The organism is Streptomyces viridochromogenes, assembly GCF_001270495.1.
GTDB lineage: Bacteria > Actinomycetota > Actinomycetes > Streptomycetales > Streptomycetaceae > Streptomyces > Streptomyces viridochromogenes_A.
The window spans coordinates 58,543-78,527 of the sequence record NZ_LGUR01000230.1 but is presented as its reverse complement, the minus strand read 5'-3'; the positions used below and the strand labels follow the sequence as shown (position 1 = coordinate 78,527).

At 70.8% G+C, this 19,985-nt stretch carries 21 protein-coding genes and 1 pseudogene; 12 read left to right on the top strand and 10 right to left on the bottom strand.

What is annotated here, in order from left to right; genetic code table 11:
- Position 1: 1 nt before the first annotated feature.
- The 5 genes from ADK36_RS33925 to ADK36_RS49680 form a co-directional block, all read right to left on the bottom strand.
- A complete protein-coding gene (locus tag ADK36_RS33925) occupies positions 2-802 on the bottom strand; it encodes an enoyl-CoA hydratase/isomerase family protein (RefSeq protein ID WP_048580206.1) in 801 nt (266 codons plus the stop codon).
- Between the two features lie 88 nt (positions 803-890).
- Positions 891-1,658 carry a FadR/GntR family transcriptional regulator gene (locus ADK36_RS33920; RefSeq protein ID WP_053200410.1) on the bottom strand — a complete coding sequence of 256 codons (768 nt, stop codon included), beginning with the start codon at positions 1,656-1,658 and terminating at the stop codon, positions 891-893.
- A 66-nt stretch (positions 1,659-1,724) separates the two neighbouring features.
- Positions 1,725-2,492, bottom strand: a complete 768-nt coding sequence (locus ADK36_RS33915; protein ID WP_048580205.1) for an SDR family NAD(P)-dependent oxidoreductase — start codon at positions 2,490-2,492, stop codon at positions 1,725-1,727.
- 10 nt (positions 2,493-2,502) lie between these two features.
- Positions 2,503-3,669, bottom strand: a complete 1,167-nt coding sequence (locus tag ADK36_RS33910) for an acyl-CoA dehydrogenase family protein (RefSeq protein ID WP_048580204.1) — start codon at positions 3,667-3,669, stop codon at positions 2,503-2,505.
- A 181-nt stretch (positions 3,670-3,850) separates the two neighbouring features.
- Positions 3,851-4,027, bottom strand: a complete 177-nt coding sequence (locus tag ADK36_RS49680) for a hypothetical protein (RefSeq protein ID WP_199830313.1) — start codon at positions 4,025-4,027, stop codon at positions 3,851-3,853.
- Between ADK36_RS49680 and ADK36_RS51635 the strand changes: the two genes are divergently transcribed.
- Both ADK36_RS51635 and ADK36_RS33900 read left to right on the top strand, forming a co-directional pair.
- Positions 3,978-4,304 carry a beta-galactosidase gene (locus tag ADK36_RS51635; protein ID WP_425315496.1) on the top strand — a complete coding sequence of 109 codons (327 nt, stop codon included), beginning with the start codon at positions 3,978-3,980 and terminating at the stop codon, positions 4,302-4,304. The genes ADK36_RS49680 and ADK36_RS51635 overlap by 50 nt on opposite strands.
- Positions 4,186-4,587, top strand: a pseudogene (locus ADK36_RS33900) (beta galactosidase jelly roll domain-containing protein); the annotation flags it as partial. The gene ADK36_RS51635 and the pseudogene ADK36_RS33900, both read left to right, overlap by 119 nt.
- Before the next feature lie 113 nt (positions 4,588-4,700).
- Here ADK36_RS33900 and ADK36_RS33895 read toward each other — a convergent pair.
- A complete protein-coding gene (locus ADK36_RS33895; RefSeq protein WP_053200200.1) occupies positions 4,701-5,522 on the bottom strand; it encodes a TetR/AcrR family transcriptional regulator in 822 nt (273 codons plus the stop codon).
- A gap of 166 nt (positions 5,523-5,688) precedes the next feature.
- Here ADK36_RS33895 and ADK36_RS33890 point away from each other — a divergent pair, with 166 nt between their 5' ends.
- Genes ADK36_RS33890 through ADK36_RS33880 form a run of 3 tightly spaced genes read left to right on the top strand, consistent with a single transcriptional unit; the run spans position 5,689 to position 8,512 of the window.
- Positions 5,689-6,540 carry an acyl-CoA dehydrogenase family protein gene (locus ADK36_RS33890; protein WP_048580200.1) on the top strand — a complete coding sequence of 284 codons (852 nt, stop codon included), beginning with the start codon at positions 5,689-5,691 and terminating at the stop codon, positions 6,538-6,540.
- Positions 6,540-7,697, top strand: a complete 1,158-nt coding sequence (locus ADK36_RS33885; protein ID WP_053200199.1) for an acyl-CoA dehydrogenase family protein — start codon at positions 6,540-6,542, stop codon at positions 7,695-7,697. The genes ADK36_RS33890 and ADK36_RS33885 overlap by 1 nt, the downstream gene beginning before the upstream one ends.
- A 23-nt stretch (positions 7,698-7,720) precedes the next feature.
- The gene (locus tag ADK36_RS33880; RefSeq protein ID WP_048580198.1) at positions 7,721-8,512 is read left to right on the top strand and encodes an enoyl-CoA hydratase; all 792 of its coding nucleotides are present in this window, start codon (positions 7,721-7,723) and stop codon (positions 8,510-8,512) included.
- A 19-nt stretch (positions 8,513-8,531) separates the two neighbouring features.
- Here ADK36_RS33880 and ADK36_RS33875 read toward each other — a convergent pair whose 3' ends face one another.
- From ADK36_RS33875 to ADK36_RS33860, 4 genes are read right to left on the bottom strand one after another with little or no spacing between them, the layout of a single operon-like run.
- Complete coding sequence (locus ADK36_RS33875; RefSeq protein ID WP_107083643.1) at positions 8,532-9,587, bottom strand: dihydrodipicolinate reductase; 1,056 nt, start codon at positions 9,585-9,587, stop codon at positions 8,532-8,534.
- 14 nt (positions 9,588-9,601) lie between these two features.
- Positions 9,602-10,138: a carboxymuconolactone decarboxylase family protein gene (locus ADK36_RS33870; protein WP_048580196.1), complete on the bottom strand. Its 537-nt coding sequence runs from the start codon at positions 10,136-10,138 to the stop codon at positions 9,602-9,604.
- On the bottom strand, positions 10,135-10,854 hold the full coding sequence (locus tag ADK36_RS33865) for an SDR family NAD(P)-dependent oxidoreductase (protein WP_053200197.1): 720 nt from the start codon (positions 10,852-10,854) through the stop codon (positions 10,135-10,137). Before ADK36_RS33865 ends, ADK36_RS33870 begins: the two co-directional genes overlap by 4 nt.
- Positions 10,851-11,657 carry a TauD/TfdA dioxygenase family protein gene (locus ADK36_RS33860; protein WP_048580194.1) on the bottom strand — a complete coding sequence of 269 codons (807 nt, stop codon included), beginning with the start codon at positions 11,655-11,657 and terminating at the stop codon, positions 10,851-10,853. Before ADK36_RS33860 ends, ADK36_RS33865 begins: the two co-directional genes overlap by 4 nt.
- 180 nt (positions 11,658-11,837) lie before the next feature.
- Here ADK36_RS33860 and ADK36_RS33855 point away from each other — a divergent pair, with 180 nt between their 5' ends.
- The 7 genes from ADK36_RS33855 (at position 11,838) to ADK36_RS33825 (ending at position 19,961) form a co-directional block, all read left to right on the top strand.
- Positions 11,838-12,569 (top strand): SDR family oxidoreductase, encoded by a 732-nt coding sequence (locus tag ADK36_RS33855; protein WP_053200195.1) that lies wholly within the window; start codon positions 11,838-11,840, stop codon positions 12,567-12,569.
- On the top strand, positions 12,566-14,032 hold the full coding sequence (locus ADK36_RS33850) for an aldehyde dehydrogenase family protein (RefSeq protein WP_078942855.1): 1,467 nt from the start codon (positions 12,566-12,568) through the stop codon (positions 14,030-14,032). The genes ADK36_RS33855 and ADK36_RS33850 overlap by 4 nt, the downstream gene beginning before the upstream one ends.
- The gene (locus ADK36_RS33845) at positions 14,029-15,234 is read left to right on the top strand and encodes a CaiB/BaiF CoA transferase family protein (RefSeq protein WP_053200191.1); all 1,206 of its coding nucleotides are present in this window, start codon (positions 14,029-14,031) and stop codon (positions 15,232-15,234) included. Before ADK36_RS33850 ends, ADK36_RS33845 begins: the two co-directional genes overlap by 4 nt.
- Before the next feature lie 91 nt (positions 15,235-15,325).
- Positions 15,326-16,699: an ABC transporter substrate-binding protein gene (locus tag ADK36_RS33840; protein WP_048580190.1), complete on the top strand. Its 1,374-nt coding sequence runs from the start codon at positions 15,326-15,328 to the stop codon at positions 16,697-16,699.
- Between the two features lie 7 nt (positions 16,700-16,706).
- Positions 16,707-16,907: a ferredoxin gene (locus ADK36_RS33835; protein WP_267887432.1), complete on the top strand. Its 201-nt coding sequence runs from the start codon at positions 16,707-16,709 to the stop codon at positions 16,905-16,907.
- Between the two features lie 34 nt (positions 16,908-16,941).
- Positions 16,942-18,309: a cytochrome P450 gene (locus tag ADK36_RS33830; RefSeq protein ID WP_053200187.1), complete on the top strand. Its 1,368-nt coding sequence runs from the start codon at positions 16,942-16,944 to the stop codon at positions 18,307-18,309.
- On the top strand, positions 18,306-19,961 hold the full coding sequence (locus ADK36_RS33825; RefSeq protein ID WP_053200185.1) for a thiolase C-terminal domain-containing protein: 1,656 nt from the start codon (positions 18,306-18,308) through the stop codon (positions 19,959-19,961). Before ADK36_RS33830 ends, ADK36_RS33825 begins: the two co-directional genes overlap by 4 nt.
- Positions 19,962-19,985 lie beyond the last annotated feature (24 nt).

Sequence of the window (19,985 nt, the reverse complement as noted above, 5' to 3'; positions counted from 1 at the left end):
CTCAGCCCTCCTCGGCGGCGCTGGGACGGCGGCTCGCCCGGGCGGCGAGGTCGCTCACGATGCGGATGTGGTCGGGGCTGGTCATGGTGGAGCGCTCGGCCAGCAGCGCCGCCTCCATGCCGCCCCGCGAGACCTGCTCGACCACCGCCGCGAGCGCCGCCTTCGTGGCGCGCAACGCCTCCGGGGGCTGCGCGGCGAGCCGGTGGGCCAGTGTGAGGGCCTCGCCCATGAGATCGGGGCCCGGGACGGTCCGGTTGGCCAGGCCGAGTTCGACGGCGGTGGCGGCCGGGATGCGGTCCCCGGTGAACAGGTACTCCTTCACGCGCAGCAGGCTCGTCAGCAGCGGCCAGAGGGTCACTCCGCCGTCGCCCGCCACCAGGCCCACCGAGATGTGCGGGTCCGCGAGGTAGGCGTCCTCGGCCATGAGCACGAGGTCGCACCCCAGCGCGAGAGAGCAGCCCAGGCCCACCGCGGGGCCGTTGACGGCCGCGACGACGGGCAGCGGGAAGCGGATCATGTCCGTCTGGATGGTCCGGTCGAGCCGGATGGACCGCTCGCGCAGCTCCGGGTCGTCGTGATGGCGCAGCAGATGGTCGAAGTCGCCGCCCGCGCTGAAGGCCCGGCCCGCCCCAGTGAGGACGACCGCCCGCGCTCCGGCGTCCTCCGCGAGCTCGCGCCAGACCTGGGACAGCCGGAAGTGGAGCTCCGCCGAGACGCCGTTGAGACGGTCGGGGCGGTTCAGCGTGACGATGCGGACATCTCCGTCGGCGGCCACGGTCAGGACGGGGCTCACGTCGGTCATGCCGCTGATGCTATTAAAGGTCAGGCCGAAGGTGTCAATGGTGTTGCGCTAAATCGAGAATCTCATTCTCGCCCTGCGGCGTGGCGGATCAGTCTTCGGGCTCGGTCAGTTCGACGCGTTCCCGGCCGTCCACCTCGGCGGCGGCCCGTGCGAACCCGCACACATGGCGGCTCATCCGCCGCCGGGCCGCCGCCGCGTCACCCGACCGGATGGCTTCGGTGATCTTCGCGTGTGCCTGGGCGGTGACCTCGCGGATACGGGTGTCCATGAACCGTTCCAGGTTCGTGGCGGCGTAGATCGACTCCGAGAGCGCGCTGAGGAACCCGATGAGCAGTTCGTTGCTGCCCGCCCTCGCCACCGCGTTGTGCCAGCGGACGTTGGCCCGTAGGAAACGGCGGATGTCGTCACCGGCGTCGACCAGCTCGGCATGGGCGGCGTCCAGGTCGGCCAGATCGTGCTCGGTGCGTCGGCCGGCCGCGAGCGCGGCGCACGCCGGCTCGATCGCCTCACGGGTCTCGTGCAGGGCCTCCAGCCGGATCTGCTGGCCCCGGATGACCAACTGCACGGTGTTCGCCAGGGATTCGCGGCCGGGCCGGTGCACGAAGGCCCCGCCTCCGCGTCCCGGCCGGATCTCCACCAGCCGCTCGACCTCCAGGATGCGCAACGCCTCCCGCACGGTCGCCCGGCTCAGTCCCGTCTGCTCCACCAGTTGTCGTTCCGGCGGCAGGGGTGTGCCCTCCGTGAACTCCCCGGACAGGATGCGCTCACGCACCTCCGACGCCAGCACGTCCGAGGCCTTGGGGACGGTGAGCGTGTCGAAGCGCGGGGTGGGGGGCGTGGAGTGAGCGCTGGGCACGGGTTCAGGCCTCTCGTCGTGCATCCGTTTCGGCCGGACCATTCAACACCGCCCACCCGCGGTCCGTCAGATGACCAGTCCGCCGTCCACCGGCAGCACCTGCCCGGTGATGAAGGACGCCGCGTCGGAGGCGAGGAAGACGAACGCGCCCGCGACCTCCTCCGGCTCCGCCCAGCGGCCCAGCGGGATCCGGGCGAGCATCCGCTCCGCGAACTTCGGGTCGGTGCGGATGGTCTCGGTCATCGGCGTCGCCGCCAGTGGTGCGAGCGCGTTGACCAGGATGTTCTTCCGGGCCAGCTCACGAGCCAGCGATTTGGTGAGTCCGATGATGCCCGCCTTGGCCGCCGAGTAGTTCACCTGGCCCAGGGTGCCGGTCAGGCCGGCCGACGACGTGACGTTGATGATCCGGCCGGTCCCGTCCGTCGGCAGGAACGGCAGCGCGGCCTGGGCGCAGTGGAACGCTCCCAGCACATGGATGTCGAGGAGCCGCCGGAACGACTCCTCGTCGAGCTTCTCGAACATCGCGGGCGCGGTGACTCCCGCGTTGTTGACGAGGGTGTGCAGCGTCCCGCCGGTGAGCGCGGCGGCCCGGGACACCGCGGCGTCGGCTGCCGCCCGGTCCCCCACGTCCAGGGCGGCGCCCTCGGCGCGCAGTCCCTCCGCGGTCAGCTTCCCGGCCACGGCCGCGGCCGCCCCCTCGTCGACGTCGGTGACGAGCACCGCGGCCCCGGCCCGGGCGAGCGCCCCGGCCACCGCCGAGCCGATGCCGCCGGCCGCCCCGGTCACCAGCGCCGAACGCCCGGTGAGATCGAACAGTCCCGTTCCCTCGGTCATGACCGGCTCCTCAGTAGCTTCTCGGCAGGCCCAGGGTGTGGGACCCCAGGTAGTTCAGGACCATCTCCTGGCTGACCGGCGCGATCCGCATCAGCCGTGCCTCACGGAAGAAGCGGGCCACGGGATACTCCTCGGAGTAGCCCATGCCGCCGTGTGTCTGAAGGGCGCGGTCGGCGGCCGTGAACCCGGCGTCCGCGCACAGGTACTTGGCGGTGTTGGCCTCCCGCCCGCACGGCCGGCCCTGGTCGTACAGCCAGGTCGCCTTGCGCAGCACGAGCTCCGCCGCGTCGAGGTGGGCGAGGGCGTCGGCCAGCGGGAACTGGATGCCCTGGTTCATGCCGATGGGCCGTCCGAACACCTCCCGCTCGCGTCCGTAGCGCACGGCCCGGTCCAGGGCCACGCGGCCGATGCCGAGCGCCTCGGCGGCGATCAGCATCCGCTCCGGGTTGAGGCCGTCGAGGAGGTAGCGGAACCCCTGGCCCTCCTCGCCGACCCGGTCCTCGACCGGCACCCGCAGGTCGTCGATGAACACCTCGTTCGAGGAGACGGCGTTGCGGCCCATCTTCGGGATCGGGCGGATGTCCACCCGGTCGCGGTCCAGATCGGTCAGGAACAGCGTCATGCCGTCGGTCGGCTTCTCGACCTCGTCCCGCCTGGCCGTGCGCGTCAGCAGAAGGATCTTCTCCGACTCCAGGGCCTTGGAGATCCACACCTTGCGTCCGCTGACGACGTAGTGGTCGCCGGCCCGGCGGGCGTACGTCGTGATGCTCGTCGTGTCGAGCCCGGCGCCCGGTTCCGTCACCCCGAAGCACACGTGGAGGTCGCCGCGTGCGATGCGTGGCAGGGTGCGGCGCTTCAGCTCGTCGGAGCCGTGCACGACCACCGGATGCATGCCGAAGATCGACATGTGGATCGCGCTGGCGGCGTTCATGCCCCCGCCGGAGCGCGCGACCTCCTCCAGCAGCAGCGTCGCCTCGGTGATGCCGAGTCCGTGGCCGCCGTGTTCCTCCGGGATCGTGATGCCGAGCCAGCCGCCATCGGCGACGGCGGCGTAGAACTCCTCGGGGAACGCGTGGTCCCGGTCCTTCTCCATCCAGTACCGGTCGTCGAAGTCACGCAGGAGACCGGCCACGGCCTTGCGGATCGTCTCCTGGTCCTCGGTCAGCTCGAAATCCACGGCGGGAACCCCTTTGCCGACGGCGGATATGTAAAACATACTAAAGGTCAGACCGAAATCGGGGTCAAGGGTCCGGGTGGGGCCCTTCATTCGCCTGTGGCCGGGCTGTTGACCGCCCTCAGAAGGGGATCTAGGTTCGCTCCACCCATGCGAACGTCGTTCGGCATGTCGAATCATCGCCTCAACGAGCCGCCACGGAGGTCCAGTTGGAGCTGACCAGGCGCACATTCGCCACACTCGCCGCCGCCGGCGTCGGCCTGGCCGTGCCCGCGACCGCCGGCCCCGGCGTCGCGGTCGACGCACCGGACGTGCCCTCACCGTCGGCGGACGGGGCCGCGCACACGGTCGCTTTCGACAAGTACTCGGTACTGATCGACGGCCGCCGGGTCGTCCTGTGGTCCGGCGAGATTCACCCCTTCCGGCTGCCGAGCCCGTCGCTGTGGCGCGACGTGCTGCAGAAGCTGCGCGCCCACGGTCTCAACACCGTCGGCATCTACGTGGCCTGGAACCACCATTCATCTGCCGGGGCCCGGGACCGGGGACTGGGCGGAGGTGGGCTTCCCGCTCGCCCGGCGCCGGCAGGGCGTCGACTGGTACCGGACCACGTTCCGGCTCGGCATCGACCACGACATTGACGCCTCGATCGGCATCACGTTCACCGACGACGCCACCCGCGCCTACCGTGTCCAGCTCTACGTCAACGGCTGGAACATAGGCCAGTACATCAACGACGTGGGGCCGCAGCGCACGTTCGTCGTCACCAACGGCATCCTGCGTACCCGGGGCCGTAACACGCTGGCCCTGGCGGTGCTGTCCGACGGGACGACACCGGCGGGGCCGGGCGACGTGACGCTGACGTTGCTGGGGAGGGCGGCGGGTGGGGTGAAGGTGGCGCCGGTCGAGTCCCCGGGCGCCTGAACCTCGGACACGGCCCGACTGCCGGGCGGTCCTGCGCCACGGGAGCTTCCTGAGCGACGGGGCCGAGGGCCGGGCGACTCCGGCCCTCGGCCGTCACGATGAGCAGCGGACCGTCACCCGCGCCTGCGTGGACTGGCTGCCGCGCCCGTCTTCGCGGCGGCGGTCGTGGCCGAGGCGGACTTCTTGGCGGACGCCTTCTTCTTCGTGCCGGTCCTCGCGGAGGCCTTCTTCGCCGAGGGTGCAGTCGCCGGAGCGCCGTCGGGCGCCGGGCCGCCACTGATGCCGCCCAGACAGAAGGCCCACACCTCCTCCACCGTGATCGGCGAGGGGTGGGCGCCGACCCGGGCCGAGGGGGCCTGGGCCGTGAACATCGCCGTCTGCATGATCAGGGAGGCGGTTCGCCGCGGCTTCGGGGCCACGGCCTGGCCGGTCTCGACGGCCTCTTCCACCATCTCGGTGAAGAAGTCGACCAGCGGCACGTGGGCGCTGGCCACCTGGTCCGGGTGAGTGACCAGCAGCTGGACGGCGAAGTCGGTGAAGAGCGGGGACTGCCGGCCCTCGCGGGGCTTGGAGGCGTCGTAGAGCCACTCGACCGCGATCTTCAGACGCTCCAGCGGATCCTGCCCCGCGGCGACCTGCTCCCGTAGGGCGGCGGCGGACTTCGACAGCGCGTCCTCGAACAGCGCGAGCAGGAGCTCGTGCTTGCCGTCGAAGTGCTGGTAGAAGCTGCGCAGCGACTGGCGGGAACGCTCTACGACCTCCTGCACGGTGAAGTCGGTGGTGCCCTTGTCGGCGATGAGCTCCTGGGCGGCGTCCAGAAAGCGCTGCACGCGCTGCTCGGCGCGCAGCTTCGCCGCCCGGGTGGAGCGCTCGACGGCGCGCTGCCGCCAGGCGGGCTCGGGGGTCTCGACGGATTCTGTGGGGACGGCACTCATGGAAGAACCGTACTCCACGCAGGCGGAAAGATGAGCCTTACGCCCTACCGAATCGCGCTCTGCCAATAGCAAGAGCCTTACTCCCTTTCAATGAGAATGCTATTCTCGCTTCCGACCCGGGCCCGCGCCCGGTGTGCAGCCACCGGTACGGCGGAGGGGGCCGGGCGTGGAGTTCGAACTCGACGAGGAGCAGCAACTGCTGCGGCGCTCGGTGCGCGAGACGGTCACCAAGGTGCGGGGCCGGCCCGAGAAGCAGCAGTGGGAGACGTATCTCCGGCTCGGCTGGCTGGAGGCGCCCCCGCTGGAACTCGCGCTCATTCTGGAGGAGTTGGGCTACGCCGCCGACCCGACCCCGTTCCTGGCCACCGCCACCTGGTTCGCACCGCTCACCGGCCGCCTCCCCGAGGGCAGCGGCACCGCCGTGTTCGACGGCATCGGGCGCTACGTCCTGGACGCCGACCGGGCCGACGAGGTCGCACTGCTCACCCATCGCGGTGTCACCGTCGTCCCGGGAGCGGAGCTGGCCGCGGAACGGGTGCCGGTGCTCGATCCGCACCTGCACGCTGCCCATGTGGACGCCGACGGCCTCGTCGCCGCAGTGCCCGATCTGGCCCTGCTGGGGCTGGCCGCCACCTGTGTCGGCGCCTGCCGGCGCGTCCTCGATCTAGTCCTGGACCATGTGAAGCAGCGGGTGCAGTTCGGCAGGCCCCTCGGCTCCTTCCAGGCCGTCAAGCACAAGGCGGCCGACATGCACGTGGCCATCGAACGCGCCCGCGCCCTCACCCACTTCAGCGCCCTGACCATCGCCGAGGACGACCCGCGCCGCGCCGACGCCGCGCACATGGCCAAGGCCGCGGCCGGCGAGTGCCAGCGCCTGGTCTTCCGGCACGGGCTGCAACTGTCCGGCGCCATGGGCTTCACCTGGGAGAACGAACTGCAGTACCACCTCAAACGCGCCCAGGCCTGCGACCTGCTCCTCGGCACGGCGTCCGTCCACAGGAAGGCACTGCTCGCGTGATGAAGCTGGCCGACGACCCCGAGGTGGAGGAGTTCCGCGCACAGTTCGCCGCCTTCCTCGACGCCCACCTGCCCGAGGAGGCCGAGGCCCGCGAACGCGCCGGCTCCAGCGCCCACGTCCCCGCATGGGCCCGCCGCTGGCAGCGCACCCTGTTCGACGCGGGCTGGCTGCTCCCGGGCCAGCCGCCCGAGTACGGCGGCCGCAACGCCGGCCTGCCCCAGCAACTCGCCCACCTGGAGGAGCTGGCCCGCCGCCGGATCTACCACAGCTTCAACCCCCAGGGTCTCGGCATCATCGCCGCCTCCCTGCTCACCTTCGGCACCGAGGAACAGAAGCGCCGCTGGGCCGTGCCGATCCTGCGCGCCGAGATCACGGCCGCGCTCGGCATGAGTGAGCCGGAGGCCGGATCCGACCTCGCCGCTCTGCGCACCCGTGCCGTGGCGGACGGGGACGGGTTCGTGGTCAACGGCCAGAAGATCTGGACCTCCGGCGCCCACGACGCCGATGTCCTGCTCACCTTCGTCCGCACCGACCCGGAGGCGCCGAAGCACAAGGGCATCAGTGCCCTGCTGATCCCGACCGGCACCGAGGGCGTCGTCCGCCGCCCGTTCGGATCGATCGCCGCCGAGGACGACCTCGACTTCAACGAGGTGTTCCTCACCGACGTCCGGGTGCCCCGCGAGAACCTCGTCGGCCCCCTGGGCGAGGGCTGGCGGGTGGCGAACGGCTCCCTCGGCCACGAGCGCACGCTGCTGTGGCTGTCGTACGCCGAACGTCTGGAGGACCTCCTGCTCGACGCGGCCGACGCGGGCGCAGGCCAGGAGTGGTACGCCACCCTCCGCATGGACCTGACCGCGCTACGGCTGCTCGGTTACCGCCAACTCGGCCCGGACCGCGACCCGGCGGAGATCTCGGTGCTCAAACTGCTCGGCTCGGAGGCCGTCCAGTCCGCCTCCCTGCACGTGCTGGAGGCGCACGGCGCCGAGGGACTGGAGCATCCGGGGCGCACGGGGCCGTACCACCACATGCACCACGAGCACTTCATCTCCAGCTGGTTCGAGCGGTACGCGCGCAGCTTCGCCGGCACCATCGCCGGCGGCACCAGCGAGATCCAGCGCAACATCATCGCCGAGCGCATCCTCGGCCTGCCGCGATAGAAGAGGGACAGAGGACACCCGCCATGGACCAGATCCTGTACGAGGCCGAGAACGGCATCGCCACGATCACCCTCAACCGCCCCGAGGCAGCCAACGCCCAGACCATGGCGCTCCTCGACGACCTCGACGCTGCCTACACCCGGGCCGCGCGGGACGCGCACGTACGGGTCGTCGTGCTCAGGGCGAACGGCCGGCATTTCTCGGCCGGGCACGACCTGAAGGACCGCTGGCCCGGCCCCGGTGAGATCACCCTGGAGTGGATCTACGACGCGGAGACCCGCCACTACCTGGAGTACTCGCTGAAGTGGCGGAACATCCCCAAGCCGACCATCGCGGCCGTCCAGGGGAAGTGCATCGCCGCCGGGCTGATGCTGTGCTGGCCGTGCGACCTGATCGTGGCCGCGGAGAACGCCGAGTTCTCCGACCCGGTCGTGCACATGGGCATCGGGGGCGTCGAGTACCACGGCCACACCTGGGAGCTGGGCCCGCGCAAGGCCAAGGAGATCCTGTTCACCGGACGGCCGCTGACCGCCCGGGAGGCCGAGCAGGTCGGCATGGTGAACAAGGTGGTGCCGCTCGACGAACTGGACAGCAGCACCTACGAGTTGGCCGACCGGATCGCCGCAATGCCCCCGTTCGGACTGCGCCAGGCCAAGCGCGCCGTCAATCAGACCCTCGATGTCCAGGGCTTCCACACTGCTCTCCAGTCCGTCTTCGACATCCACCAGACCGGGCATGGCAACGCGCTCAGCGTGGACGGCTTCCCGATCCTGACCCGCCTCGACGAGATGAAGCAGCGTCTGAAGCAGGGCTGAGCCCCGGGGCGGCCCCGGCTCAGCCGAGCACCGCGGTGAACGGGGGAAGATCCGCCGTGGTCCGGAGTCCCGGGGCCGCAGCGCAGACGGCGGGAACGGCGTTGACGGCCCGGTGGGCGGTGTAGCCGGGGGAGACCGAGGCCAGCCGCTCCAGCGGCACCGGGAACCTCATGGCGACGTCGAGGGGCGTGTCGCCGTCGACTGTCAGATGCCACCCGGTGGGACGCAGGTCCCAGGCCGGGTCGAGGTTTTCGGTGCAGTACCAGGTCGCGTTGAACTCCAGGAGCGTGCGGCCGTCGCGCCGACCGGACACCGTCATCCGCTGCGCCGCCACGGTCCCGGCGTGCAGGACACCGGCGGCGACGCGGGTCGTGCGGGCCGCCGTGGCCAACTGCCCACGCGCCTCCACCGAGTCCAGGGGCAGCCCCAGGGCGTCGGCCACCAGGCGCAGCGAGGGCCCGAAACTGCCCTCGACGTGTACCAGGCGGCGTTCGTCGAACGCCGTTGCAGGAGCCCGGCCGAAGCCCATGATGTCGAACAGCAGTTCCGGTGAGTCCCGCCGGGACAGATCGGCGTACTCGTGGATGGTCAGGTTCTCCAGCCGCCGCTGCACCGAGGCCAGCACGAGCGGTACGGCCTCGGTGATGAAGCCGGGGCTGCTGCCGGTGTCGTGGAGCGAGGTGCCGCCCTGCTCGCAGGCCGCCTCGACCCTGCACCGGACGGCGGGGTCCAGACCGGCCGGGTGGTGGAACCCGCCGGTCGTGGCCACGACGTTCGCGCCGGACGCGAGCAGGGCGCACAGCTCGTCCAGTTCGGCCGTGCGCGGCATGTACAGCACGCAGTCGGCCCCCAGGGCGAGGACGTCGTCGAGACGGTGGGTGGTCGTGACGCCCGTGGGGCCACTCCCGCACAGCTCGCCGGCGTCACGGCCGGCCTTCCCGGGGGAGTGGACGTGAACTCCCGCCAGCACCATGTGCGGATGGTCGACAACGGCGCGCAGCGATCGCGCGCCGATGGTCCCCGTGGCCCACTGGACGACGCGAAGCGGCTGGTCGGGGCGTACGGAACGCGGCATGTCCATCCCCCCGGCTATGTGGCCGGTCCGCGGTCGCTCATGCCCCCGTCGTCCATACCCGGATCGGGTTCCACCTCGAAGGTGTTGTAGGCCATGGCCTGCATCCGGTACGCGCCGACCGTGAACACGAAGTCCATCAGCTGCCGTTCGTCCATGTGCTTCGCCAGCTCCTCGTACAGCTCGTCGGACAGAGATGAGGTGGTCTCGAGTTCGTCCACCGCCCGGTTCAACAGCGTGCTCGCGCCCTGGCGGACCTTCTCCACTTCCTCCTCCGTCACACCGGCCTCGCGTGCGATCAGCACGTGGTGGGCCCATTCGTACCGGCACCGGTGACGCCAGGCGACCCTGAGGATCGTCAGTTCGCGCGTCCTGGCGGGCAGTGTGCTGCGGTACAGCAGGTGGGTGCTGAAGGTCAGGAACGCCTTGGCCAGCTGCGGGTGGTTCAGCAGCAGGCCGAGGGCGTTGGACGGCGGGACCGTGCGCCCGCCCGTCAGCGGACGCAGCACCTCGCCGTCCCACTCCTCATACGGGACGGGGCGCAGTCTCGTCACGTGTTGCGGCCCCCGTTCACACCGATGATCTGCCCGGTGATGTAACCGGCCTCCTCGCTGACCAGGAAGGAGCAGGTCGCGGCGATGTCCTCGGGGCGGCCGACCCGGCGGACCGGCGTGCGCGCGATGTGGTCCTCGATGGTGCCGCCGAGCTGCTGCTCCCGCTCGGCGGTGCGCAGCATGGGGGTGTCGATGAAGCCGGGCGGGATCGCGTTCACCGTGATGCCCTTCGGGCCGAGTTCGAGGGCCAGGGACTTGGTGAGTCCGTTCACGGCGGACTTGGCCGCCACATAGTGCGCCATGAACGGCTGGCCGGAGTGGGTGCTGGAGGAGGAGATGTTGATGATCCGGCCCCAGCGGGCGTGCACCATGTCCGGCAGGGCCGACTGCACGCAGTGGAAGACGCCGTTGAGGTTGATGTCGACCACGCGCTGCCAGTCGGTGAAGGACAGGTCCGCGAAGCGGGTGAAGCCGTCCTTGCCGGCCGCGTTGACCAGGACGCCCACGGGGCCGAAGCGCTCGCGCACCGCGTCCATCGCCTTGTCGACCTGGGCGCGTTCGGCGACGTCCACGGTCAGGCCGAAGCCCTCCTCGCTGGGGGAGAGGTCGAGGACGGCCACGTTCAGGCCGTCGGCGGTGAGCCGCTGTGCGATCGCCCGACCGATGCCGGAGGCCCCGCCGGTCACGACGGCCGTCGGTGCCTGCGCGGCGCTCATGCGAACGCCTCGTCGCCGACGACGGTCGTGCGGTGCAGTAGCCGCTCGGAGTTCTCGGCGTAGGGCAGGGCCCGGTGCAGGATGCCGGTGTTGTCCCAGACCACCAGGTCGCCGACCGCCCAGTCGTGGGTGTAGCGGAAGCGCTCCCGGGTGGTCCGGTCGAGCAGTTCCTCCAGCAGGGCGCGGCTGTCGCCGGGGTCCATGCCCACGACGTGGTCGGCGGTGGCGCCGGTGACCAGGGAGCGGCGGCCGTCGCGGCGCTGCCACACGAGGGACACCTCGTGCGTGGGCTGGGTGCGCCAGGCGGCCAGCTCCTGCTCGCCGGGGTCGGGGTTCACCAGCCGCTGCGCGGCCTCGAAGCTGTGCACCACGCGCAGGGTCTCGTAGCGCTTGCGCTCCTTTTCCGGCAGGCTCTCGTACGCCGCGTAGGTGCTGGCGAAGTCGGTGCCGCCGCCGGTCATGGCGACCTCGCGGGCGGTGAGCGTGGTCGCCTTGACCGGCACATCGTCGGTGGTGCCGTCGAGGTGCCAGAAGAACGCGCCCTTGAGGTACTTGGCGGTCCTGCTCTTCTCCGGATTGATGGAGATCGGGAAGATCTCCTGGCCGTTCAGCGCCACCACCTCGCCCAGTCGCCGGCTGAACGCCAGCTGGCGCTCGTCGTCGAGATGCAGCCCGCGCACCAGCAGGACGCCCCGCCACTTGAGGGCTTCCGCGCAGCGGTGGACGAAGGAGTCGTCGAGCGGGTCCGTGACCCCGGTGAACTCGACTCCGAGAGCCGGGCTCAAGGCTTTCGATTCGATCATGGAAACATCCCTTCCGAATTAGAGAATCTTATTCTCGCGAGGGCGGAACGGAAACCCTTGTGCGTGCAGGGGTGTTGGAGGCCGACCTCAGACGCTGTGAGTATCCGATTCTCGTGTCCGAATCCTTGCTTCGCGCAAAGAGAGAATGTAGTTTCCGAGCAACCGAGCGAGGAGGCTGGGATGCGGTTCAAGGACAAGGTGATCATCGTCACCGGAGCCGGCCAGGGCATCGGCGAAGGGTACGCCCGGGCGCTGGCGGCCGAGGGCGCGCGCGTGGTGGTCGCGGAGCTCAACGAGGAGCAGGGGCAGCGGGTCGCCAAGGAGATCGGTGACGCCCTGTTCGTGCGGGCCGACGTGGCCGACCCCGCTTCCGCCGAAGCACTCATCGACACCGTGATGCGCGAGTTCGGGCGGATCGACCACCTGGTCAACAATGCCGCGATCTTCCACGGCATGCGCCGCGAGGGCATCGTCACCGTCGACTACGACTACCTCGACCGCTTCCTGAAGGTGAACCTGCTCGGCGCGCTGCACGTCACCCGCGCCGCCCTGCCGCACCTCGAGGAGGGCGCGGCCGTCGTCAACCAGTCCTCCACCGCGGCCTGGCAGGCCACCGGCTTCTACGGGCTCGCCAAGGCCGGCATCAACCACCTCACCGCCTCCCTCGCCGCAGAACTCGGCCCGCGCGGCATCCGCGTCAACGCGATCGCGCCGGGCCCGACGGACACCGAGGCGGCCCGCAGCATCATCCCCGATGAGTACCGCACGGCCATGGTGCAGTCCTTCGCCCTCAAACGCATGGGCACGCCCACCGACCAGGCGGGCGCCCTGAAGTTCCTGCTCTCGGACGAGGCCGCCTGGGTCACCGGACAGGTCATCGCCGTCGACGGCGGATCGGTGGTGCGGCTGTGAGCTCTCTCGTCGTCAAGTCCCAGCTGATCGACGGCAAGCTGCTCGCCGCGGACAGCACCTTCCCCTCGTACAACCCCGCCAACGGCGACCTGCTCGGCCACGCTCCGGACGCCACGAAGGCCGACGCCGAGGCCGCGGTCGCCGCCGCCCGCCGCGCCTTCGACACCACCGACTGGGCCACGGACAAGGACCTCCGGCTGCGCTGTCTGCGCCAGCTCCACCAGGCCCTCGACGACCACCGCGAAGAGCTGCGCGAGCTGACCATCGCCGAGGTCGGCGCGCCCCGCCAGCTCACCCACGGCCCTCAGTTGGACGATCCGATCGGCCTCGTGACGTACTACGCGGACCTCCTGGAGAACTACGAGTTCACCGAGGACCTCGGAGAGAAGGAGAGCCGCGGCCAGCGCCACCACCGCTGGGTGGAGAAGGAGGCGGCCGGGGTCGTCGCCGCCATCCTGCCGTACAACTTCCCCAACCAGCTCGCCCTGGCCAAGCTCGCCCCCGCACTCGCGGCCGGCTGCACCGTCGTCCTCAAGGGCGCCCCGCAGACCCCGCTGACCACCCTCGCGCTCGGCGAACTCATCGCGGAGCACACCGACATCCCGCCCGGTGTCGTGAGCGTCCTCAGCTCCTCGCGCACCGAGGTCGGCGAACTGCTCACCACCCACCCCGACGTGGACCTGGTCACCTTCACCGGCGCCACCACCACCGGGCGGGCCATCATGGCGGCCGCGGCAGGCACCGTGAAGCGGGTCTTCCTCGAACTCGGTGGCAAGTCCGCCATGATCGTCCTGGACGACGCGGACTTCACCAAGGCCGCCATGTTCGCCGCCTTCACCATCTGCTCCCACTCCGGCCAGGGCTGCGCCCTCACCTCCCGCCTCCTCGTCCCGCGTGCCGACCACGACCGGATCGTGCAGCTCGTCGCGGCGGGGATGGAACGCGTCCGCGTAGGCAACCCGCAGGCCCCGGAGACCGCCATGGGCCCGCTCATCAGCGAGCAGCAGCGTGACAAGGTCGACGCCATGGTGCGGCGTGCCGTCGAGGGCGGGGCGACGCTCGTCCGTGGCGGCAAACGCGTCGACCCCGGCTGGTTCTACGAACCCACTCTCCTCGCCGGTGTCGACCCCGACAGCGAGATCGCCCAGGAGGAGGTCTTCGGACCCGTCCTCGCGGTCATCCCCTACGACGACGAGGACGACGCAGTCCGCATCGCCAACCACTCCAAGTACGGCCTGTCCGGCGCCGTGCACAGCGCCGACGACGAGCGCGCGATCCGCCTGGCCCGCCGCATCCGCACGGGCACCTTCTCGATCAACGGCGGCAACTACTTCTCCGCCGACGTGCCGTTCGGCGGGTACAAGCAGTCCGGCATCGGCCGGGAGAGCGGACGCGCCGGGTTCGAGGAGTTCCTGGAGGAGAAGGCCTTCGGCCGGGTCGTGCCGCCCGGGGAGGTGGCATGAAGCCACTCGAAGGCATCCGCGTCCTCGAAGTCGCCATGTACGGCTTCGTCCCCTCGGCCGGGGCCGTCCTCGCCGACTGGGGCGCCGACGTCGTCAAGATCGAACACGCCGTCACCGGCGACCCGCAGCGCGGGTTGCGCCAGACCGGCTCGTTCCGGGTGGAGGGCGACCCCAACCCCAACGTGGCCCACGCCAACCGGGGCAAGCGCTCCCTCGGCCTGGACATGTCCCGCCCCGAGGGCCGCGAGGTGCTCTACGAACTGGTGAAGGACTCCGACGTCTTCCTCACCAGCTTCATGCCCTCCTCCCGCACCCGACTCGGCATCGACGTCGACGACATCCGCGCCGTCAACCCGCGCATCGTCTACGCCCGCGGCACCGCCCTCGGTCCGCGCGGCCCCGAGGCGGACAAGGGCGGCTACGACATGACCGCCTTCTGGGCGCGCGCGGGGACCGCGGCCAGCATCACCCCGCCCGGCAGCGAAGGGATGATCAGCCCGCCCGGCCCCGCCTACGGCGACACCGTCTCCGGCACCAACCTCGCCGGCGGCGTCGCCGCCGCCCTGCTGCGCCGGGAGCGCACCGGCGAGGCCCCCGTCGTGGACGTCTCCCTCCTCGGCAGCGGCCTGTGGGCGCTCGGCCACACCATCGCCGTCTCCGTCCACCTCGACCGCCCCTGGGAGGGGGTGACGCCCAGTGCCCACGGCTCACCCACCAACCCGCTCTCCGGGCTCTACCGCACCTCCGACGACCGGTTCATCGCCTTCGTGATGCTCCAGCCGGCCAAGTTCTGGCCCGACGTGTGCCGTTGCATCGGCCGGCCGGAGCTCGCCGACGATCCCCGGTTCGCCACCGCCGAGGCCATCGCCGAGCACACGGCGGAGGCGGTGAAGATCCTCCGCGAGGTGATCGCGAGCCGAACCCTGACCGAGTGGTCCAAGGACCTCGCCGCGCTCGACGGGCCCTGGGCACCCGTCCAGGACACCCTCCAGGCCGCCGCCGACCCCCAGGTCCGCGCCAACGGCTACATCGGCCGGGCCGGCGACCTCGAACTGGTCTCCAGCCCCGTCCAGTTCGACGTCGAGGACACCCGCCTCGGAGCCCTCCCCGAGTTCGCCGCCCAGACCGAGGAGATCCTCACAGAGCTCGGCTACGACTGGGACCGCATCCTCGCCCTCAAGGCGAGCGGCGCGATCACCTGACGACGTCGGCGGGAGGCACCTGGCCCACGCCACCCCACGCACTCCCTCACCTCCCTCGGACGACGGCGTCCGAGCTCCCCGAGGAGGCACCATGCGCAGGACGCTGATCGGCGCGGTCACCGTGGTCACGGTGCTGCTGGCCGGCTGCTCCACCAGATCCGGCGACGCCCCCGGCACCGACCCCGTGCGGCAGACGAGCCCCGCCGCACAGACGAGCGCCGACTTCGGCACGCTGAAGGACGTGTGCGGCCCCGGCACCGCCAAGTCCTCCTCCGTCCAGGGCGTCACCGACGACGAGATCCAGGTCGGCGTCATGTCCGACATCGGCTTCACCAAGCGGTCCGAGTTCGTGGACGCCGCGAAGGTGTTCACGTCCTGGTGCAACGACGCGGGCGGCATCAACGGCCGCGACCTCGTCCCCGTCACCCGCGACGCGAAACTCATGGAGGTCCGCCAGCGGGTGCTGGAGGCCTGCAAGGCGGACTTCGCGCTGGTGGGCGGCGGCTCGGCGCTGGACAGCCTCGGCGTCAAGGACCGGCTGAAGTGCCTGCTGCCCAACTTCCCCTCCCAGTCCAGCCAGATCGGCGCCATCGGCTCCGACCTCCAGGCACTGGCCTCCGGCCCGACCGCCGGGTACTTCCAGTACGCCGGCTACTACACCTGGCTGCTGAAGGAGAAGTACCCGGACTCGGCGAAAAAGGTCGGCATCATCGCCGGTGACTCCCCCGTCACCAAGGTCATGGCCGCCCAGTTCAAGGAAGCCGTCGCCGGTCTCGGCGGCAAGGTCTCCCACAGTGACCTGTACCCGGCGGCCGGCGTCTCCGACTGGACCCCCTACGCCCAGTCGATCAAGAAATCCGGAGTCCGGGGCCTGGTCTTCCTGGGCGACTTCGCGAGCCTGGCCAAACTGGAGCAGGCCCTCACCGGCATCGGATACACCCCCGACTGGATCGACGCCAACAGCAACGCCTACGGCCCCGCGTTCCCGCAACTGGCCGGCGCCGCTCTGGGCACACAGCACAACTACGCCGAACTCCTCGGCAGCGCCCCGCTGGAGAGCGCCGGTGACAACCCTGCCGTCCAGCAGGTGATCGACCTGTTCGAGAAGTACGCCCCCGGCAAGCAGGTCACCTACCCCGCCCTGCGCGCCTTCTCCGCCTGGCTGCTGTTCGCCACCGCCGCCCGCGACTGCGCCGAGCTCACCCGCACGTGCGTGTACGAGAACGCCATGAAGAACACCGCCTTCACCGCCGGTGGCCTGCAGGCCCCCTTCGACCTCACCTCGAAGGAGCCGCCCAAGTGCTACGTCATCGTCGAGGCGACCGCCAAGGGCTGGCAGGCGGCCGGTTTCGAGCCGGACCAGGGGGCCTACCGCTGTGACGCCCCCACCTACAAGTACAAGGGCGACTACGGCGAACCGGCCACCCTCGCCGGTGTCGGCAAGTCCCTGTCCGACCTGACCTGAACCGGAGATGAGAGACGTGAAGGTACGCGTCGACCCCGAGCGTTGCCAGGGGCACACCCTGTGCGCCATGAGCGCCCCCAAGGTCTTCGAGCTGAGCGAGATCGACGGACACTCCTCGCCCTTCGCCGAGGACGTCCCCACCGACCAGGAGGACGCGGTGGTCGAAGCCGTCCGCTCCTGCCCCGAACGCGCCATCGGCGTGTTCTGAGCCGTACCCGGCGGACCGAGAGGAAGCACAGCCCATGACCGCACCGGACACGACCGGCGACGACGCCCGCAAACAGCCCCGCGTCCACTTCGACCGCCACGCCCCGGAGTACCGCGACCGGTTCGAGGAGCAGACCCGCGAGTTCCACAGCGGCTGCCCGCTCGCCTGGACCGACACCTACGACGGACACTGGGTGGCCGCCGGCAACCGTGAACTGCTCGCCTTCGCCCGCGCCGGGGAGAAGCTGTCCAACGACCACGACATACACGACGAGCGTCGCGGCTACCGTGGCATCAGCATCCCGGCCCCACCCCGAGGCAGGGGGATCCGTGGCGGCTTTCTGGAGATGGACCCGCCCGAGCAGCGCGCCTACCGCACCGCCCTCAATCCCTACCTCTCCCCGGCCGCCGTGAAGCGGTGGATCCCGTTCATCGACGACGTGGCCCGGGCCTGCATCGACGAGAAGATCGAGACGGGCCGGATCGACTTCGTCGACGACCTCGCCAACATCGTCCCCGCCGTCTTCACGCTCGCCATGATGGGCATCCCGCTGAAGAAGTGGGAGCTGTACAACGAACCCGCCCACGCCGGTGTCTACACTCCGCCGCACTCGCCGGAGATGGCCCGGGTGGTGGAGGCCCACATGGCGATGATCAGGGACATCGCCACCACGCTGCAGGAGGTCCGCGCGCACCCCCGCCCCGGCCTCGTCGACGCTCTCGTCCACCTGGAGATCGACGGCGCGGCTCCACGCGAGGAGGACCTGGTCGGCGCGCTGGCCCTGCTCATCGGCGGCGGCTTCGACACCACCACGGCCCTGACCGCGCACGCCCTGGAATGGCTTTCCCAGCACCCCGGTGAACGGACTCGGCTGAGCGGGGAGCGGGACACCCTGCTGGACACGGCAACCGAGGAGTTCCTGCGCTACTTCACCCCGGCACCGGGCGACGGACGCACGGTCGCCGAGGACTGCGAGATCGCGGGCGCCGAGTTCAAGGAGGGCGACCGGCTCTGGCTGTCCTGGGCGATGGCCAACCGGGACCCGCAGGTCTTCACCGACCCCGACCAGGTGGACCTCACCCGCGGCGGCAACCGCCACACCGCGTTCGGTCTGGGCATCCACCGCTGCATCGGTTCCAACGTCGCCCGCACGGTCTTCAAGCGGATGCTGCTCCAGGTCCTCGACCGCATCCCGGACTACGTCTGCGAGGCCGAGGGCACGGTCCACTACGAGACCATCGGCGTCATCCAGGGGATGCGCCACCTCCCGGCGACCTTCACCCCGGGCGCCCGCCTCGGACCCGGCCTGGCGGAAACCCTGGAGAACCTCCAGCAGGCCTGCGACGAACAGGGACTGGCCGAGCCGGTCACGGTCCGCAAGGCGGAGGCGAAGATCCATTGAGCGAGACCGGGGGCACGGTCCGTCCACAGCCGGAGATCCGCCAGGAGAGCGAGTTCTTCTGGACCTCCGGCCGGGACGGACGGCTCCGCTTCCAGACCTGCGCCGTGTGCCGGGCACTGATCCACCCGCCGCAGCCCGTCTGCCGCCACTGCCGGGGACACGAGACCGAGGTCGGGGAGGTCTCGGGCTTCGCCACTCTGATCGGCTTCACCGTCAACCACCGCTTCCCGTTCCCGGGTCTGCCCTCCCCGTTCGTCGTCGCCCAGGTGGCGATCGAGGAGGACCCGCGCGTCAGGCTGACGACCAACGTCGTCGGCTGCTCACCGGCGGACCTGCGGATCGGCATGCGCATGGAGGTGGTGTTCGAGCAGGCCGGTGACGCCTGGCTGCCCCTGTTCCGGCCGTGTGCGCAGCAGCCCTCTCCCGCGCCCCTGCCCGAGGACCCCCCGGTCACCGGACACATCCGTCCGGCGCTGACCGGACCCCGGTTCGAGGACCGCGTGGTCATCAGCGGCTCCGGCGCCTCACGCATCGGCCGCCGTCTGATGGTCCCGCCCCTCGACCTCACCGTCGAGGCCTGCGAGAAGGCCGTCGCCGACGCGGGCCTCACCCTCGACGACATCGACGGCCTGTCCACCTACCCCGGTGGCGGTGCGTACGGCGGCTTCGCCGAGGGCGGCGTGACGGCTCTGGAGTCCGCGCTCGGCATCCGCCCGGTGTGGCACAACGGGGCGGCGGAGACCCCCGGTCCGGGCGGCTCGGTGATCGCCGCGATGCTCGCGGTCGCGGGCGGCCTGGCCCGGCACGTGCTGTGTTTCCGCACGGTGTGGGAGGCAACGTACGGCGCACTCGTCCGGCAGGGCCGGATCTCCGTGCCCCAACGGGCGGACGCGGAAGGCTGGTTCAAGCCCTTCGGTGCCGTCTCGCCCGCGGTCATGCTCGCGATGAACGCCCAGCGGCACATGCACCGCTACGGCACCACCCGGGAGACCCTCGGCTGGATCGCCCTCAACCAGCGCGCCAACGCGGCCCGCCACCCGGACGCGATCTACCGCGACCCGCTCACCATGGACGACTACCTCTCCGCGCGCACCGTCACCACACCCTTCGGCCTCTACGACTGCGACGTCCCCTGCGACGCCTCCGTCGCCGTCGTGGTCTCCGCCGCCGAGACCGCGCCCGACCTCCTCGGGCCACCGGTCCGCGTCGAGGCCGTCGGCACGCAGATCGTCGAGCGCCCCGAATGGGACCAGTCCACCCTCACCCACGAACCCCAGGTCCTCGGCCAGTCCGCCCACTTGTGGACGCGCACCGACCTGGGCCCCGCCGACGTGGACGTGGCACTGCTCTACGACGGCTTCACCTTCAACTGCCTGTCCTGGATCGAGGCGCTCGGCTTCTGCGGCATCGGCGAGGCCCGCGACTTCCTGGACGGCGGCAAGAACATCGCCCCCGACGGCGCGCTGCCCCTGAACCCGCACGGCGGTCAGCTCTCCCACGGCCGGACCCACGGGATGGGCCTGCTCCACGAGGCCGTGCTCCAACTGCGCGGCCAGGCGGAGCGGCGGCAGGTCGAGGGAGCGCGCACCGCGGTGGTCTCCAGCGGCGGGCTCACCCCCAGCGGAGTACTCCTGCTCAGGACGGACGCATGACTTCCAGGACCGTGAACATCAGGA